14 protein-coding genes are annotated in these 16,926 nt (G+C 73.4%); 8 read left to right on the plus strand and 6 right to left on the minus strand.

Going from position 1 to position 16,926, the window contains the following annotated elements:
- The first annotated feature begins 69 nt into the window (after nt 1–69).
- From ACZZY9_RS12545 to ACZZY9_RS12565, 5 genes are all read left to right on the plus strand, one after another.
- Entirely contained in the window at nt 70–1,653 is a 1,584-nt protein-coding gene (locus ACZZY9_RS12545; RefSeq protein ID WP_463464317.1) for a long-chain-fatty-acid--CoA ligase, read from the plus strand.
- A 111-nt stretch (nt 1,654–1,764) separates the two neighbouring features.
- Complete coding sequence (locus ACZZY9_RS12550; protein ID WP_463464680.1) at nt 1,765–3,336, plus strand: MmgE/PrpD family protein; 1,572 nt, start codon at nt 1,765–1,767, stop codon at nt 3,334–3,336.
- A 33-nt stretch (nt 3,337–3,369) separates the two neighbouring features.
- Entirely contained in the window at nt 3,370–4,272 is a 903-nt protein-coding gene (gene prpB, locus ACZZY9_RS12555; protein WP_463464318.1) for a methylisocitrate lyase, read from the plus strand.
- A 39-nt stretch (nt 4,273–4,311) separates the two neighbouring features.
- On the plus strand, nt 4,312–5,493 hold the full coding sequence (locus tag ACZZY9_RS12560) for a bifunctional 2-methylcitrate synthase/citrate synthase (RefSeq protein WP_463464319.1): 1,182 nt from the start codon (nt 4,312–4,314) through the stop codon (nt 5,491–5,493).
- Between the two features lie 35 nt (nt 5,494–5,528).
- Nucleotides 5,529–7,580: a thioredoxin domain-containing protein gene (locus ACZZY9_RS12565; protein ID WP_463464320.1), complete on the plus strand. Its 2,052-nt coding sequence runs from the start codon at nt 5,529–5,531 to the stop codon at nt 7,578–7,580.
- Between the two features lie 122 nt (nt 7,581–7,702).
- Here the strand turns inward: ACZZY9_RS12565 and ACZZY9_RS12570 are convergent, their stop codons facing one another.
- From ACZZY9_RS12570 to ACZZY9_RS12590, 5 genes are all read right to left on the minus strand, one after another.
- Nucleotides 7,703–8,095: a hypothetical protein gene (locus ACZZY9_RS12570; protein ID WP_463464321.1), complete on the minus strand. Its 393-nt coding sequence runs from the start codon at nt 8,093–8,095 to the stop codon at nt 7,703–7,705.
- 74 nt (nt 8,096–8,169) lie between these two features.
- Nucleotides 8,170–9,042: a sulfurtransferase gene (locus tag ACZZY9_RS12575; RefSeq protein ID WP_463464322.1), complete on the minus strand. Its 873-nt coding sequence runs from the start codon at nt 9,040–9,042 to the stop codon at nt 8,170–8,172.
- An 82-nt stretch (nt 9,043–9,124) separates the two neighbouring features.
- Complete coding sequence (locus ACZZY9_RS12580; RefSeq protein WP_192059506.1) at nt 9,125–9,706, minus strand: CoA-binding protein; 582 nt, start codon at nt 9,704–9,706, stop codon at nt 9,125–9,127.
- Nucleotides 9,707–9,712: 6 nt separating this feature from the next.
- Nucleotides 9,713–11,005: an O-acetylhomoserine aminocarboxypropyltransferase/cysteine synthase family protein gene (locus tag ACZZY9_RS12585; protein ID WP_192059509.1), complete on the minus strand. Its 1,293-nt coding sequence runs from the start codon at nt 11,003–11,005 to the stop codon at nt 9,713–9,715.
- A 116-nt stretch (nt 11,006–11,121) separates the two neighbouring features.
- Nucleotides 11,122–12,318 carry a glycosyltransferase gene (locus tag ACZZY9_RS12590; RefSeq protein WP_463464323.1) on the minus strand — a complete coding sequence of 399 codons (1,197 nt, stop codon included), beginning with the start codon at nt 12,316–12,318 and terminating at the stop codon, nt 11,122–11,124.
- A gap of 61 nt (nt 12,319–12,379) precedes the next feature.
- Between ACZZY9_RS12590 and ACZZY9_RS12595 the strand changes: the two genes are divergently transcribed.
- Genes ACZZY9_RS12595 through ACZZY9_RS12605 form a run of 3 tightly spaced genes read left to right on the plus strand, consistent with a single transcriptional unit; the run spans nt 12,380 to nt 15,148 of the window.
- The gene (locus ACZZY9_RS12595) at nt 12,380–13,357 is read left to right on the plus strand and encodes an NAD-dependent epimerase/dehydratase family protein (RefSeq protein WP_463464324.1); all 978 of its coding nucleotides are present in this window, start codon (nt 12,380–12,382) and stop codon (nt 13,355–13,357) included.
- Nucleotides 13,350–14,210, plus strand: a complete 861-nt coding sequence (locus ACZZY9_RS12600; RefSeq protein ID WP_463464325.1) for an MBL fold metallo-hydrolase — start codon at nt 13,350–13,352, stop codon at nt 14,208–14,210. Before ACZZY9_RS12595 ends, ACZZY9_RS12600 begins: the two co-directional genes overlap by 8 nt.
- On the plus strand, nt 14,210–15,148 hold the full coding sequence (locus ACZZY9_RS12605; RefSeq protein WP_463464326.1) for a 3-oxoacyl-ACP synthase III family protein: 939 nt from the start codon (nt 14,210–14,212) through the stop codon (nt 15,146–15,148). The genes ACZZY9_RS12600 and ACZZY9_RS12605 overlap by 1 nt, the downstream gene beginning before the upstream one ends.
- A gap of 64 nt (nt 15,149–15,212) precedes the next feature.
- Here ACZZY9_RS12605 and ACZZY9_RS12610 read toward each other — a convergent pair whose 3' ends face one another.
- Nucleotides 15,213–16,904 (minus strand): dolichyl-phosphate-mannose--protein mannosyltransferase, encoded by a 1,692-nt coding sequence (locus ACZZY9_RS12610; protein ID WP_463464327.1) that lies wholly within the window; start codon nt 16,902–16,904, stop codon nt 15,213–15,215.
- Nucleotides 16,905–16,926 lie beyond the last annotated feature (22 nt).

The following is a 16,926-nucleotide window of genomic DNA, read 5'->3' on the forward strand; positions in this document are numbered from 1 at the left end:
GGGGGTCTGGCGAGGCGGCGTACTATCCTGCGAGCATTACTCGTCAACGGAGACGGAGAACACCCGAACATGAGCACCCCCTCTCGCGCGACCGCGTCGGTCGCAGCGATCCTGGCCGAATCGGCCACCCGATTCGCCGACGACATCGCGGTCATCGTGGGAGCCGAGCGCACCTCCTACGCCCAGCTCTGGCAGCAGACCCTCGCCTACGCGGGCGCACTCCGCGCCAAGGGCGTGCACGAGGGCGACCGCGTCGCCATGCTCGTGCCCAACGTCGCCGACTTCCCCCGCGTCTACTACGCGACGCTCGCCCTCGGCGCCGTCGCGGTGCCCGTCCACGCGCTGCTCAAACGGCAGGAGATCGAGTACGTGCTGCGCGACAGCGGCGCCACCATCCTCGTCTGCGCGGCCCCGCTGCTCGGCGAGGGCGCCGCCGGCGCCTCGCTGGCCGGCGTCGACGTCGTCACGGTGCTCGCCCCCGACACCTCCGTCGACCCGCACGGCACCGGGCACGACCGGCTCGAGGCGCTCGCAGACGCCGCCGAGCCCCTCGACACGTACGTGCCCCGCGACCCGTTCGACACCGCGACGATCCTCTACACGAGCGGCACGACCGGCCAGCCGAAGGGCGCCGAGGGGTCGCACTTCGCCCTGATCGAGCAGGTCAACACGAACCTGATGAGCACCTTCGACATGCGACGCGGCGACGTGCTGCTCGGAGCGCTCCCGCTGTTCCACACCTTCGGTCAGACCTGCACCATGAACACCGGGCTGCGCGCCGGCGCGACGATCGTCATGCTGCCGCGCTTCGACGGCGACGCGGCCCTCGCCGCCATGGTCGAGCACGACTGCGCGATCTTCATGGGCGTCCCCACGATGTACATGGCCCTGCTCGACGCGGCCACGCGCTCGGAGGGCAGACCGCGCCTCCGCTACGCCGTCTCGGGCGGCGCCTCGCTGCCCCTGGCCGTCCTCGAGCGGTTCGAGCAGGTCTTCGGCGCCCCGCTGCACGAGGGGTACGGACTGACCGAGACGTCGCCCGTCGCGACCTTCAACCACGTCGGCCGCACCCCGCGGCCCGGCACCATCGGCACGCCGATCTGGGGTGTCGACGTCGAGATCGCCGACCCCGCCGTCACCGACTCGATCGCCCTGCTGCCGCACGGTGAGATCGGCGAGCTGGTGATCCGCGGCCACAACCTGATGAACGGCTACCTGAACCGGCCCGAGGACACCGCCGAGGCGGTCGTCGACGGCTGGTTCCGCACCGGCGACCTCGGCACCAAGGACGACGACGGCTACCTCACCATCGTCGACCGCACGAAGGACATGATCATCCGCAACGGGTACAACGTGTACCCCCGCCAGGTCGAGGAGGTGCTGGCCAAGCACCCCGACGTGACCATGGCCGCGGTCTTCGGCGTGCCGCACGAGATGCACGGTCAGGAGATCGAGGCGGCCGTCGTCCTGCGTGAGGGCGCCACGGTCGAGCCCGCCGAGCTCGTCACCTTCGTGTCCGACGCGATCGCGGCGTACAAGTTCCCGCGCGTGGTGCACATCGTCGACTCCCTGCCGCTCGGCCCGAGCGGCAAGATCCTCAAACGGGCGCTCGTCGAGCGGTTCGGCGTGGCGGAGCCGACCCGCGCCTCGTGAGGACGACCGGCGCCTCGCGAGCCGACCCGTGCCTCCTGAGGGCGACCCGCGCCTCCTGGGGGCGACGGCCGTCGCGCGATTCGGCCCGTCGCGCCTAGAGTCGAGGGCGTGATGCTCAACGACGTGCACGTCCACCGTTCCGACGACCCGCTCGCCCGGGCCGACGAGCTGGCCGCGAAGCTGGCCGCAGTCGCCCTCGACCCCGTGGCCGTCGACGCCGACGTCGTCGACATGGTCGTCAACCGGGTCATCGACAACGCCGCCGTCTCGGCCGCCAGCCTCGGCCGGGCGCCGGTCGCGGCCGCCCGAGCGCAGGCAGCGGCGCGCCTGCAGACCGCCGCCGACCGCCGAGGAGGCGCGGGTCGACCGGGCACCGACGGTCGCGGTCGCGAGGGCGCCACCGTCGTCGGCCTCGACCCGGCGACCCGCGTGCAGCCCGAGTGGGCCGCATGGGCGAACGGCGTCGCCGTGCGCGAGCTCGACTTCCACGACACGTTCCTCGCCTCCGAGTACTCGCACCCGGGCGACAACATCCCGCCGGTGCTCGCCGTGGCCCAGCACGTCGGCGCGACCGGCGAGCAGCTGGTGCGCGGTCTCGCCGCCGGCTACGAGCTGCAGATCGACCTCGTCAAGGCGATCAGCCTGCACGCCCACAAGATCGACCACGTCGCCCACCTCGGCCCGAGCGCCGCGGGCGGCATCGGCGCGCTGCTCGGCCTGGACGCCGAGACGACGGCTCAGGCGATCGCCCAGGCCCTGCACACCACCACGGCGACGCGTCAGTCGCGCAAGGGCCTCATCTCGACCTGGAAGGCCTACGCCCCGGCGTTCGCCGGCAAGCAGGCCGTCGAGGCCGTCGACCGGGCGCTGCGCGGGCAGACGAGCCCCAGCCCGATCTACGAGGGCGAGGACGGCGTCATCGCCTGGCTGCTCGACGGCCCCGACGCGCACTACCGGGTGCCGCTGCCCGGCCCCGGCGAGTCGAAGCGCGCCATCCTCGACAGCTACACGAAGGAGCACAGCGCCGAGTACCAGGCGCAGGCCTGGATCGACCTGGCCCGCCGCCTCGGTCGCGAGCACCCCGAGCTGCGCGACCCCGCGGCCGTCGAGTCGATCGTGCTGCACACCAGTCACCACACGCACGTCGTGATCGGCTCGGGCGCGGGTGATCCGCAGAAGTACGACCCGACCGCCAGCCGCGAGACGCTCGACCACTCGATCCCCTACATCGTCGCCGTCGCCCTCCAGGACGGCGAGTGGCACCACGAGCGCAGCTACGCGCCCGAGCGCGCCGCGCGCCCCGACACGGTCGCCCTCTGGCGTCGCATCACCACCGCGGAGGACGCGGAGTGGACCCGTCGGTACCACTCGATCGACCCGGCCAAGAAGGCCTTCGGCGGTCGCCTCGAGGTCACGTTCGTCGACGGCCGCCGTCTCGTCGACGAGATCGCCGTCGCGGACGCCCACCCGCTCGGCGCCCGGCCCTTCGGTCGCGACGACTACGTGCGGAAGTTCCGCACCCTCGCCGACGGGGTGCTCGACCCGGCCGAGATCGAGAGGTTCCTCGACGTGGCGCAGCGCCTCCCCGAGCTGCGGGCCGGCGAGCTGCAGGCCCTCACCCTCGCTGCGCCTCCCGGGTCGCTCCGATCGGCCGACGAGGCCCTGCCCGACGGGCTGTTCTGATGCCGGAGACGATCTGATGCTGGAGTCCCTCTGATGCTGTACTCGACGCTGACCCCGGCCGAGAAGCGCCGCCGCCTCCGGGCGCGACTCGACGACACCGACGAGCTGCTGCGCCTCCCCGGCGCCTTCAACCCGCTGAGCGCCCGCCTGATCGAGCAGAGGGGCTTCGAGGGCGTCTACGTCTCGGGGGCCGTCGTCAGCGCCGATCTGGGGCTGCCCGACATCGGCCTCACGACCCTGACCGAGGTGGCCCAGCGGGCGCACCAGATCGCCCGGATGACCGATCTGCCGACCCTCGTCGACGCCGACACGGGCTTCGGCGAGCCGATGAACGTCGCCCGCACCGTGCAGACGATGGAGGACGCCGGGGTCGCCGGTCTGCACATCGAGGATCAGGTCAACCCCAAGCGCTGCGGTCATCTCGACGGCAAGGCGGTGGTCGACCTCGACACGGCGCTGAAGCGGATCCGTGCCGCGGCCGACGGGCGACGCGACCCCGATCTGCTGATCATGGCGCGCACCGACGTCCGGGCGATCGACGGGCTGGCGGCGGCCGTCGACCGGGCGAAGGCGCTCGTCGACGCGGGCGCCGACGCGGTGTTCCCCGAGGCGATGACCGGTCTCGACGAGTTCGAGGCGATCGCCCGGGCCGTGGACGTGCCCGTGCTGGCCAACATGACGGAGTTCGGCAAAGGACGCCTGCACACGGCCGACGAGCTCCGCGACGCCGGCGTGCGGATCGTCATCTACCCCGTGACGCTGCTGCGGCTCGCCATGGGCGCGGCGGCCCGTGGGCTCGACGAGATCGACTCGGCGGGGACCCAGGAGGCGCTGCTCGACTCCATGCAGCACCGCACCGATCTCTACGACCTGATCGACTACCGGGGCTACTCGGCGTTCGACTCGGACGTCTTCGACTTCACCGTGGAGCGCTGACCGCGCCTCGCACGCACACCCGATCACGAAGGAGTGACCATGACCGACACCATCACGACCGACCCGCCCGTCGAGCTGCACAAGGGGCTGGCCGGCGTCGTCGTCGATCGCACCGCGGTCTCGAAGGTCGACGCGGCGAGCAACTCGCTGCTCTACCGGGGGTACCCCGTGCAGCAGCTCGCCGCCGAGCGCGACATCGAGGACGTCGCCTACCTGCTGCTGCACGGCGAACTGCCGACCGCCGCCGAACGGGCCGCCTTCGACGCCGAGCTGCGGGCCGCCCGCCCGCTGGCGCCGGGCCTCCTGCACGTCATCGATCTCATCCCCACGTCGGCGCACCCGATGGACGTCGTCCGCACGGCCGTCAGCGCGCTCGGCGCGGCCCAGCCCGAGCCGAGCACCGCGCCGGGCGAGTACGAGGCCGCCGCGACGCGTCGACTCGCCACCCGCCTGTTCGCCGTGCTGCCCGCCGTCATCGCCTACGACCAGCGCCGCCGCCACGATCTGCCCCCGATCGCCCCGCGCGACGACCTCGGCTACAGCGCCGACTTCCTCCACCAGGTGTTCGGACGCGAGGCCGACCCGCTCGACGTCGACGCCTTCGACACGTCGATGGTGCTCTACGCCGAGCACTCGTTCAACGCCTCGACGTTCACGGCGCGGGTGATCGCCTCGACGCTCTCCGATCTGCACTCGTCGGTGGTCGGCGCCATCGGCGCCCTGAAGGGGCCGCTGCACGGCGGCGCGAACGAGGCGGCCCTCGAGCTGCTGGCCCGGGTGACCGACGACGGGGGCGCCGCGGGTGCGGGCGCCTGGCTCGACGGGGCGTTCGCCCGGCACGAGAAGATCATGGGCTTCGGTCACCGGGTGTACAAGAACGGCGACAGCCGGGTGCCGACCATGGAGGAGGCGCTGGCCGGCCTCGTCGACCGGGCCCGCGCCTCCGGAGACGACCGCGTCGGCGATCTCGCCGCGACCTACGAGGCGCTCGCCGCCGGAGTCCTCGAGCGGAAGGACCTGAAGCCGAACGTCGACTACCCGTCGGGGCTGGCCTACCACCTGATGGGCTTCGACACGTCGGTGTTCACGCCGCTGTTCGTCGCCGCACGCGTGCTCGGCTGGAGCGCCCACGTGATCGAGCAGCGCGAGGCGAACTCGCTGATCAGGCCGCTGAGCCACTACGACGGGGTCGAACTGCGCGACGTGCCGCCCCGCGGCTGAACCACGGGACGTCGCCGCCGCCTACCGTGGGCGGCATGACCAACCGCCTCGCCGACGCCGTCAGCCCGTACCTCCGCTCGCACGCCGAGAACCCCGTCGACTGGCGTCCGTGGGGGCCCGAGGCCTTCGCCGAGGCCGACCGTCGCGACGTGCCCGTGCTCGTCTCGATCGGCTACTCGACCTGCCACTGGTGCCATGTGATGGCGCGCGAGAGCTTCTCGGACCCCGTGCTGGCCGCGGCGCTGAACGACCGGTTCGTCGCGGTCAAGGTCGATCGCGAGGAGCACCCCGACGTCGACTCGAGCTATCTCGCCGCCGCGTCGGCGTTCACCCCGAGTCTCGGCTGGCCGCTCACCGCCTTCGCGACCCCCGAGGGGCGCGTCTTCTACGCGGGCACGTACTACCCGCCGACCCCGGTCGGCGAGCATCCGGCGTTCGGCCAGGTGCTCGACGCGGTCACCGAGGCGTGGCGCGAGCGGCGCGGCGAGGTGGAGGCGACCGGCCGGGCGGTCCAGGAGGCGCTGGTCGGCCGAGCCGCGCCTCCTGCGGTCGTCGACGGGGTCGTCTCGCCGACCGCGGGGCCGGCGTCGATCGCACTGCCCACGACGGAGGCCCTGCGGGCGGCGGCCGGTCGGCTCGTCCCGTTCGAGGACACCGAGCACGGCGGGCTGGGCGGGGCGCCGAAGTTCCCCACCGCGCCGCTGCAGCTCGCGCTGCTGACGCTCGGGGCCGGGGGAGACCCGGCGGCCGCGGGACTCGCGTCGCGCACGCTGCGGGCCATGGCGGCATCGCCCCTCCGCGACGCCGTCGAGGGCGGGTTCTTCCGGTACTCGACGCGACACGACTGGGCCGACCCGCACTACGAGCGGATGCTCTACGACAACGCGCTGCTGCTGACGGCGTACTCGCGGGCGGCGGTGCTCGAGGGCGGCGCCGGGTCCCGCGACGCAGGTACAGGTGCTGCGGCGGGTGCTGCCGGTGCCGCGGCGGGCATCGGTTCGCGCGAGGTGGCCGAGGGGGTCGCGGCGTTCCTGCTCGAGCGGCTGCGCACCGCGCGCGGCGGCTTCGGGTCGGCGCAGGACAGCGAGAGCACGATCGACGGCCGCCGCGTCGAGGGCGGCTACTACCTGCTCGACGCGGACGGGCGGGCGCGGCACGAGGCGCCGCCCGTCGACGACAAGGTCCTCACCGGCTGGAACGGTCTCGCCGTCGCCGCGTTGGCGGAGGCGGGGTGGCGACTCGACCACCCCGAGTGGATCGCCGCCGCACGCGGAGCGGCCGACCTGCTGCTCGCCGAGCACGTCACGGCGGAGGGGCGACTGCTGCGCGCCTCCACGTCGTCCGGGGTGTCGAGCGCCTCGGCCGCCCTCGAGGACTACGGGATGCTCGCCGAGGGTCTGCTGCAGCTCGCCCTCGCGACCGGGGAGCCGCGCTACGCCGTCGAGGCGCGACGTCTCGTCGACCTGTGCCTCGACGCGGGGCGGGGTGGCGGAGGAGGCGCGGGTGCGGAGGGTGCCGGGCGCCCGGTCTTCGCGGCTCCCGGCGGGGGCGACCCCGTGCTGCAGGCGCAGGGGACGGCGCTCGTGACCGACCCGTCGGAGGGCGCGTACCCCTCGGGTGTCGCGTCGCTCGCGACGGCGGCGTCGACCCTGCATCGCCTCACCGGGGAGGCGCGCTACTGGACCGCCGCGGAGCTCGCGCTGGCCGCCGCCGCCGCCGCTGCCGTCGACTCGCCGTCGGCGTACGGCACGACGTTCGGCCTGCTGGCCGACCTCGCCGCGGGGGCGACGCAGGTCGTGGTCGTGGTGCCCGACGCGGCTGCCGATACGGGTGCCGGCACGGAGGTACGCGCACTCGCGGCGCGGGTCAGGAGCGAGGTCGCACCCGGGCTCGTGGTGGCCGTCGTCGACGACTCGACGGCACGGGCCCTCGCCGAGGCCGGGTTCGAGCTCTTCGCCGGGCGCCGCTCGACACCCGGGCCCGCGTCCGAGACGGCGTTCGCGACGGCCTACGTCTGCCGCGACTTCGTCTGCCGGCTGCCCGTGACCGACGTCGCATCGCTCGACCGCGAACTCGCACAGGCCTGACAGAACGCGACGTGCCCGGGGCCCGTCGTGTTCGGCGGTGTCTCGGGCACGTCGCGATCAGGGGCCTTGACGGTGCGGCCGCGGCTGCTGTTGCCGCTGCGGCTGTCGCTGAGGAGGGTTCCCTACGGGCGCGGTTTCGGCGGGCCGGGCTTGGGGTGACCGGGGATCGAGTCGCCCGAGAGATTCAGATCGGCCGGGTCGACCTCGATGTCGCCGACGTCGTCCGGTCCGCCCTCGCCGGGGAGGCTCTTGATCGCGTCGAGGTCGGTGTCGTCGTCGACGGCGGGGGAGTCGGCCGTGGCCGACCGCTGCATCTCGGCCGTCGTCTTCTCGCTGCGCGGGAAGTCCGCCGTCGGGTCGTCATTCTCCGTCGTGCCGTCGGCGGCCGGCGACGTGCTGCCGGTCGAGTCGCTGCTCGAGTCGCCGGCCTGCGTGTCGCTGGGCTGGTCGGCGCTGGCTTGGTCGGCGCCGGGCTGGGCGCCGTTGGGCTGGGTGTCGTGCTCGTCATCGTGCATGCGCGGCACCGTACGCCGTGGAGGTGCGCGCGACATGTGCGCCCGATCGGTCGAGCACCGGGTCGCGGGCCGCGTCAGGCGGCGAGCGACTCGAGCGGGGTGTCGGCGTCGGCCGACCACTCGTTCAGCGAACCGTCGTACAGGGCGACGTTGCGCTCGCCGATCAGCGTCAGCGCGAAGGCGTCGGCGCTCGCGTCGATGCCGGCCCCGCAGTAGACGACGACACGCTCGGCGCTCGCCACCGGGGCGAACACGGTTTCGATGACGCGTTCGGGGCGGAACTGGCGGTCGGCGTCGACGACGCGGTCGACCGGCACGGAGACGCTCGTGGGGATGTGCCCGAGTCGCGGGCGCCGCCCCTCGGCACCGGCGAACTCGGCCGCCGGTGATGCGCAGACGAGCGCCGCCTTCTCGTCGCCGGCCACCACGCGCTCGACGAACGCCTTGTCGACCCAGAGATCGGGTCGCTCGCTCGCCTCGAACAGCGCGGGCTCGGGCTCGACGTGCCCGCGCTCGACGGGCCGCCGCTCGTCGCGCCAGACGGAGGCGCCGCCGTCGAGCACCGCCACGTCGTCGTACCCGTACGCCCGGAAGAGCCACCAGAGACGGCAGGCCCACTCGCTGTGCGCGTCGTCGTAGACGACCACGGTCGTCTCGTTCGAGATGCCGAGCGCGCCGGCGGCGTCTTCGAAGCGCGACCGGCCGGGGCGGGTGAACGGCAGATGCGCGTCGGCGTCGCTGAAGTCGCGGATGAGGTCGGCGAACACGGCACCGGGCACGTGCCCGGCCCGGTGACCCTCGCGACCCGTGATGTAGCGGCCCGTCGGGGTGCCGTCGACACCCGCCACGGGTCGGACGGTGGTGTCGACCACGACCATGTCGTCGGCGCCCAGGTGGTCGGCGAGCCACTGGGTCGAGACGAGAGGGGAGGTCAGCACGGGAGGCATGGCCCCCACGGTAGCCACCACGACCGACATCCGGCAGGAGGCGGGCAACACGGCGTCACGCGCCGCCCGCCCGCCCGGCGCGTCAGCGGCCGGTCTTCTTGGCCGAGATGACGCCGGTGTCGAAGCCCATGAGGTTGAGCCCGCCGTGGAACCGCGCGTGCTCGACCTTGATGCAGCGGTCCATGACGACGGTCAGCCCCTGCTCCTCGGCGTAGCGCGCGGCCTCCTCGTTGTAGATGCCGAGCTGCACCCAGATCGTCTTCGCGCCGCTCGCGAGCACGTCGTCGACGACCGAGGGGATGTCGCTCGCCTTGCGGAACACGTCGACGATGTCGGGCACCTCGGGCAGCGACGCGAGGTCGGGGTAGGCCTTCTGCCCGAGGATCGTGTCGGCGTTCGGGTTGACGAAGTACACCCGCAGGTCGCTCGACTGCTGCAGGTAGGTGCCGACGAAGTAGCTCGAGCGCGCGGGGTTCGGCGACGCCCCGACGATGGCGACGCTCGACGCCCCGCGGAGGATCGCCTGACGCTCACGCGCCCCCGGCCCGACCCAGGTCCGCTGCGACTTCAGGAGCTTCGCCAGAGGCGACGACGCCGGCAGCTCGCAGGTCAGGCCGTTGGTCAGCTGCGTGGTGACGGTCTCGGCGGTGGGTGCTGAGGTCATGGCGGGTCACTCGCCCTTCGTCGCGGCGCTGAGCGCCTGGTCGAGGTCGTGGACGATGTCGTCCGGGTCTTCGATGCCGACGCTGATGCGCACCGACCCCGGCAGCACCCCCGCGTCGACGAGCTGCTGCTCGCTCAGCTGGGCGTGCGTGGTCGAGCCCGGGTGGATGACGAGGGTCTTCGCGTCGCCGATGTTGGCGAGGTGGCTGGCCAGCTCGACCGACTCGATGAAGGTCCGCCCGGCGGCGCGCCCGCCCTTGAGCTCGAAGGTGAACACCGAGCCGGGCCCCTCCGGCAGGTACTTCGCCGCCCGGTCGTGGTGCGGGTGATCGGGCAGACCGGCCCAGCGCACCCGCTCGATGCGCGGGTCGGCGTCGAGCCACTCGGCGACGTGACGGGCGTTCTCGACGTGGGCGCGCATCCGGAACGGCAGGGTCTCGACGCCCTGGGCGAGCAGCCAGGCCGAGTGCGGTGCGAGGGCGGGGCCGATGTCGCGCAGCTGCTCGGCGCGGAGGCGGGTCAGGAACGCGTACTCGCCGAAGTTGCCCGACCAGTTCAGCCCGCCGTAGCTCGGCACGGGCTGATCGAACAACGGGAACCGCTCGGTGTCCCACGCGAAGCGCCCCGACTCGACGACGACGCCGCCGAGCGTGGTGCCGTGCCCGCCGAGGAACTTCGTCGCCGAGTGGATGACGACGTCGGCGCCCCACTCGATGGGGCGGTTCAGGTACGGGGTCGAGATGGTCGAGTCGACGATCAGCGGCACGCCGGCCGCGTGCGCGACCTCGGCGAGACCCTCGAGGTCGGCGATCTCGCCCGACGGGTTCGCGACCGTCTCGACGAACACGAGCTTCGTCTCGGGACGGATCGCGGCGGCGTAGTCGGCCGGGTCGCTCGACTGCACGAACGTCGTCTCGACGCCGAACCGGCGGAGGGTCACGTCGAGCTGGGTGATCGAGCCCCCGTAGAGGTTCGCGCTCGCGACGATGTGGTCGCCGGCCCCGGCGAGCGAGGCGAAGGTGATGAACTGCGCGCTGAGTCCGCTCGACGTGGCGACGGCGCCCAGGCCGCCCTCGAGGCTGGCGATGCGCTCTTCGAAGGAGGCGGTGGTCGGGTTCGCGAGACGGCTGTAGATGTTGCCGTACTTCTGCAGGGCGAACCGCGCCGCGGCGTCCTCCGTGTCGTCGAACACGAACGCGCTCGACTGGTAGATGGGGAGGGCCCGCGAGCCCGTCACCGCATCGGGGATGTTGCCCGCGTGGATCGCCCGCGTGCGGAAGCCGTACTCACGATCTGCCATGCGCCAACGCTAGCCGCTGGTCGTCACGGGGCGACCGGGGAGGTAACAGAACTACACATGCCGACCCGCGCCTCCTGCCCTGGGGAGGGGTCGAGGCGCCGGGGCGACGCGGCCCCTCAGCGCGACCCGAGCACCGACCGGTACACCTCGAGCATCGGCTCGGCGCTCTGCGCGACCACCGGACCGGCGCGCAGCTGGGCCTCGCTGGCGCTCGTCAGCAGCCCCGGGTCGCCGAGGAGGCGCGCGATGGTCGCGACGAGCCCCGCGGCGTCGGGCGTCGGCGTGAGGAACCCTCCGCCGTCGGGCACGACCTCGGCGAGATCGGGGTCGCAGTAGACCACGGGGAGGCCGGTCGCGGTCGCCTCGAGCGCGACCATCGGCTGGTTGTCGAAGTCGTACGAGCTCGAGACGAGCACATGACTCGACCGCATCGCCTCGAGCACGCTCGCATGCGTCACCGCGCCGTGGAACGTCACCGGGGCGCCCGCCCGCTCGAGCGACCGGCGCGCACCGCCGTCGCCGTAGACGTCGACCGACACCCGCGGCCCGAACTCCCGCGCGGCCGCGAGCAGCACCTCGGGGCGCTTCTCGGGCGAGAGCCTGCCGACCCAGACGACGCGCAGGGTCTCCCCGTCGGCCAGTCGCCGAGGAGGCGCGGTGCCGGCGGTCGCGGCCACCGCCTCCTCGAGGCCGTTGGACACCACCGTCATCGGCGTCCGGACGCCCTGGTCGGCGAGCTTGCGGGCGAAGTGCGACGACGGGACGACGACGTGGTCGCTGGCCCGCGACTGCGCCAGCATGAGTCGCCACATCCGTCGGGCGGTGGCGGTCGCCGTGTAGGGGGTGCCTCCCTCGACGCGGAGACCGGCGTGGCTGACCTGCCGCGCGTGCAGGCGGGCGAGCAGGGCGGTCGTGACACCGGGCAGGGGCAGGGTCGACGCCGTGTAGACGTCGACGCGGCCGTGCATCGTGTGCACGACGGGGAGGCCCAGGTCGCCGGCCGCGCGGATGCCGCCGAGCGCCGCGAACATCTCGGAGTGGGTGTGCACCACGTCGACGCCGCGACGGGCGAACTCGTCGCGCAGCGCGGCCGTCACGCGACGGGGCGACCAGGCGAACGGATAGCCGTCGGGGCGGAACGACCCCGAGACGGGCAGGGCCACCACCCCCTCGTCGGGCGACGGGCCGGCGAGCGGGCAGAAGACGGTCGCCCCGTGACCGGCGGCACGGAGCGACTCGGCGAGGGCCCGCACCGCGGTCTGGACGCCGCCGAGCGTCGGGGCGTAGTAGTCCGTGACGAGGGCGATGTGCACGCGTCGATCATAGGGAGCGCGGGGGGAGACCCGTCCGTCCACCTGGCCCTAGGATCGCGTCATGGGGGAGACGGCGTTGGTGACGGGTGCGAGCGGGTTCCTCGGCGGGCACGTCGTTCGAGACCTCCGCGCGCACGGGTGGCGGGTCGTCGCAGCGGGTCGCCGCGCCGACGCGCTGCCCCCGGGCGGCCCCGTCTTCGTGGGCGACCTCGACGACCTCGGGCGGGCCGACGTGCCCGCCGACGTGGTCGTGCACTGCGCGGCGCTGTCGTCGCCGTGGGGTCGCTGGTCCGAGTTCGGGCACGCCAACGTCGACGGCACCGCCCGGGTGCTCGACTACGCCCGTCGCGTCGGTGCTCGCCGCATCGTCCACGTGTCGTCGCCGGGCATATACGCGGCACCGCGGGACCGGGTCGGCATCCGCGAGCACGAGGTCGACCCGCGCCGCCCCATGAACCACTACATCCGCTCGAAGCTGCAGGCCGAGGCCCTCCTGCAGGAGGCGGTGGCCGGGTCGGACGCGCCCGAGGTCGTCGTGCTCCGCCCCCGTGGCATCGTCGGGCCCGGGGATCCGAGTCTCGTGCCGCGCCTCCTGCGGGTCCACTCCCGGGTCGGGGTGCCCCTGCTGCGCGGCGGTCGCGGGCTCGTCGATCTCACGTCGGTCGAGAACGTGGCGCTCGCCGTGCGGCTCGCGGCGACGGAGCCCCGCGCGGCCGGCGAGGTCTTCAACATCACCAACGGCGACCCGCGCCCGTTCGGCGAGCTGCTCGAGCAGCTGCTGACCGGGCTCGGGCTGCCGCTCCGGCCCCGGCGGGTCCCGGCGCGTGCCGCCTACGCGCTCGCCGGTCTGCTCGAGGTCGTCTGCGGCGCCCTGCCCGGGCGGCCGGAGCCCCCGATGACGCGCTACACGATCACCACCATCGCGCACTCGCAGACGCTCGACATCTCGAAGGCCCGCGAGCTGCTCGGCTACGAACCCGTGGTGTCGCTCGACGAGAGTCTCGCGGGCTACGCGGGCGATCGCGGCGCCCGTGTCTGACCGGGCGGCCTCGTCGCGCCTCGAGTGCTTCGCCTGCGGCGACACCTCGCACGACCTCGGCCGGCTGGTGCGCGGTCACCGCCGCGAGCGCCGGGTGTTCCCGTCGGGCGCCTTCCTCTGGACGTCCGGCGACCGGCGGGTGCTCTTCGACACGGGCTACGCCGCCCTGCCCTGGCGCGCCGGCGCCGCCGCGTGGGCCTACCGCCGTCTGCTGCCGCCCCGGGTGCCCCCGGGGGCGACGATCGCCGAGCAGATCGACCCCGCCGAGGTGACCCACGTGGTGCTCTCGCACCTGCACCCCGACCACCTCGGGGGCCTCGGGGCGTTCCCCGGCGCGACCGTCGTGCTCGGCGAGGGTCTGCGACGGACGCTCACGGCGCCCCGACCGCGCGACGGCGTGCTGCGGCGCCTGCTGCCGTCGTGGTGGCCCGACGCCCGACTGCTGGTCGTCTCCGACTTCGAGACCGGGCCGCACGGGCTGCGGACGCACGACCTCTTCGGCGACGGGTCGTACGAGCTCGTCGACCTCCCCGGTCATGCCGACGGGCACCTCGGCGCCCTGGTCGAGCAGCGGGTGCTGCTCGCCGGGGACGCCGCCTGGGGGCGCGACCTCCTCGGGCAGGAGCCCCGGATGCGCCGCCTGCCCCGCCTGGTCGCGCACGATCTCGACGCCCAGACCGCGACCGCCGCCCGGCTGCTCGCGGCCGAACGGGCCGGGGTGCGCCTCCTGTTCAGTCACGACCGGCATCCGCTCGGGGTCGATCTGCTCGCCCCGCACGACCCGCACGAGCCGCGAGACCCGAGCGAGTCGCCCGACCCGCACGACCCGCACGACCGACGAGGTGGCGAGTGATGCCCGTGAAGACGCTCAAGATCGCCGGCTGGGGCACGTGGCTGCCCGACCGCGTCGTCCGCTTCGGCACCCAGACCCGCTACCGGATCGACGACGACGTCTCGCAGCTCGACATGCTGCAGACGGCGGCCGAGCGCGCGCTCGCGAGCGCCGGACTCGCGCCCGACGACCTCGACTGCGTCATCGCGGCCTGCGCGGCCGGGGTGCAGCCGATCCCGTGCACGGCGGCGCTCGTGATGGAGCGGGTCGCGCCGGGCGCCCGGGCGGCGGCGTTCGACGTCAACTCGACGTGCACGAGCTTCATCACCGCGCTCGACGTCGCCTCCCGGTACCTCGCCGACGGCGACCACGAGCACGTGCTCGTCGTCTCGGGCGATGTCGGCAGCCGGTTCCTCGACCCGGCCCAGCGCGAGAGTCACGAGCTGTTCTCGGACGCGGCCGCCGCGGTCGTGCTGACCCGGAGCGACCACCCGGGGCAGGGGGTCCTCGCGACTCTGCAGCAGACCTGGCCCGCGCACGCCCACGACACCGAGCTGCGCGGTGGTCTCTCGCGGCACCCCTCGAGCGCCTACGCCGGCGGGGATCCGGCCGACTACCTCTTCGACATGGACGGCCGTCGAGCGCTCCGCGGCATGCTGACCGTGCTGCCCGGGTTCTTCGAGCGCTTCTGGGAGCGTTCCGGGCTCACGATCGACGACGTCGACCTCGTCGTGCCCCACCAGGCCAGCGGGGCCCTCGGCATCGCGATGCGACGTCTCGGCATGCCCGTCGGCTCGTTCGTCGACGCGGTCGCCGAGTACGGGAACATGGTCTCCGCCTCGGTGCCGTACACGTTGGCGCGCTGCCTCGACGACGGTCGGGTCGGGCCGGGCGACACCGTGGTGCTCTGCGGCACCGCCGCCGGGCTGACGGCGAACGCGCTGGCCCTTCGGCTGTAGCGTCCCGGTCGCCGGGCGACGGATGCAGGCCGACCCGCGCCTCCTGAGCCGAGGAGGCGCGGTGTCACTTCCAGCTGGGGATCCAGTAGTGGATGCGGATGAACTCCCAGTCGGCCAGCTGCGCCGTCCACAGCGGGTAGAAGAAGACGGTCGCCGCCACGGCGGCCACGAGCACGATGGCCGTCACGGCGATGCCGCTGCGCCGGCGGTCGATGTGATCGGTGCGCCGCCCGAGGATGATGCCGATAACCGCGGCGAGCCCGAGCACGAGGTAGGGCTCGAACGCGATCGTGTAGAACTGGAAGACCGTGCGGTCGGAGAAGGCCAGCCAGGGCAGGTAGCCGGCCGCGACGCCGACGAGGATCGCCCCGTAGCGCCACTCGCGATGGCGGACGACCCGGTAGACCAGGTAGAGGCAGGCCGCCACGGCCGCGTACCAGATGACCGGGTTCGCCACGGAGGTGATCGCCTCGCCGCAGCGCGCGACCTCGCAGCCGCCCTGACCCTGGTCGAACCCCTGGTAGTACATGCTCGTCGGCCGCAGCATCAGCAGCCAGGTGAACGGGTTCGCCTGATACGAGTGCGGAGTGGCGAGCCCGACGTTGAAGGCGTAGACGCCGGCCTCGTAGTGCCAGAAGTTCTGAACCACGTCGGGGACCCACGCGAGCGCGCCCGTCCAGCGCTGCCCGCCCTCCTCGACCCAGCTGCGGTAGTAGCCGCCGCCGGTGACGAACCAGCCCGTCCAGGTGGCGACGTACGCGACGAGGGCGATCGGCACCGTCAGGAGGAAGCTCACGGGGGCCTGCTTCCACAGGGTGCCCGTCAGCCAGAACTCGACCCCCGCACGACGGCGGGCCAGCACGTCGACGACCACGGTGTACACGGCGAAGACGGCCAGGAAGTAGAGGCCGTTCCACTTGACCCCGGTCGCGAGACCGCAGAGCAGCCCGGCGGCGAGCAGCCACGGGCGCGACCAGATCGCCGGGCCCCAGGCGAGGTCGCGACCGGCGCCGCGCCTCCTCGTCACCCAGTCGTCGAGTCGGCGCGACGTCCAGCGCCGGTCGAGCAGCACCGCTCCGAACGCCAGCAGGCCGAAGAACATCACGAAGTTGTCGAGCAGCGACACCCGCGACATGACGATCGCGTGCCCGTCGATGGCGAGCAGGAACCCGGCGAGGGTGCCGACGAGGGTCGAGCGCAGCAGGAGCGAGCCGATCACGGCGACGAGCGCGACGGCGAGGATCCCGACGACGGCCGTGCTGAGTCGCCAGCCCGCCGGGTCGTCCGGGCCGAGCGCCGCCATACCCAGGCTGATCAGCCATTTGCCGAGCGGCGGATGGGCCACGAACGACGGGTCGGTCGTGAAGCCGTCGGCGCCGCCCGCGGCGAACGTGGCGTCGTAGTCGGCGGGCCAGGCGGCCTCGTAGCCGAGGTTGTGCAGCGTCCAGGCGTCTTTGACGTAGTAGGTCTCGTCGAAGACCAGCGAGCCGGGCCGGCCGAGGTGCCAGAGCCGCAGCACCGCCGCGAGCAGGGTGACGGCGATCGGGCCGCCCCACGCCCAGGCCCGACGACGCGCGGGGGTCGAGAGCAGTCGACCCCACCAGGCGTCGAGACGGGTCATCGCGGGCGTGCCCTGGTGCGTCGACGAGGCGGCGTGAGCGGGCGTGAGGGAGTCGACCCGCGCCTCCTCGGCGTCCCGACCGTCGACCCGTGCCTCGACGAGCGCGTCGGAGGCGCGCTCGGGCGGGGTCGTCATCGGGCCATCGTAATGAGCGGCG

It is taken from the genome of Frigoribacterium sp. AC394, assembly GCF_979258095.1.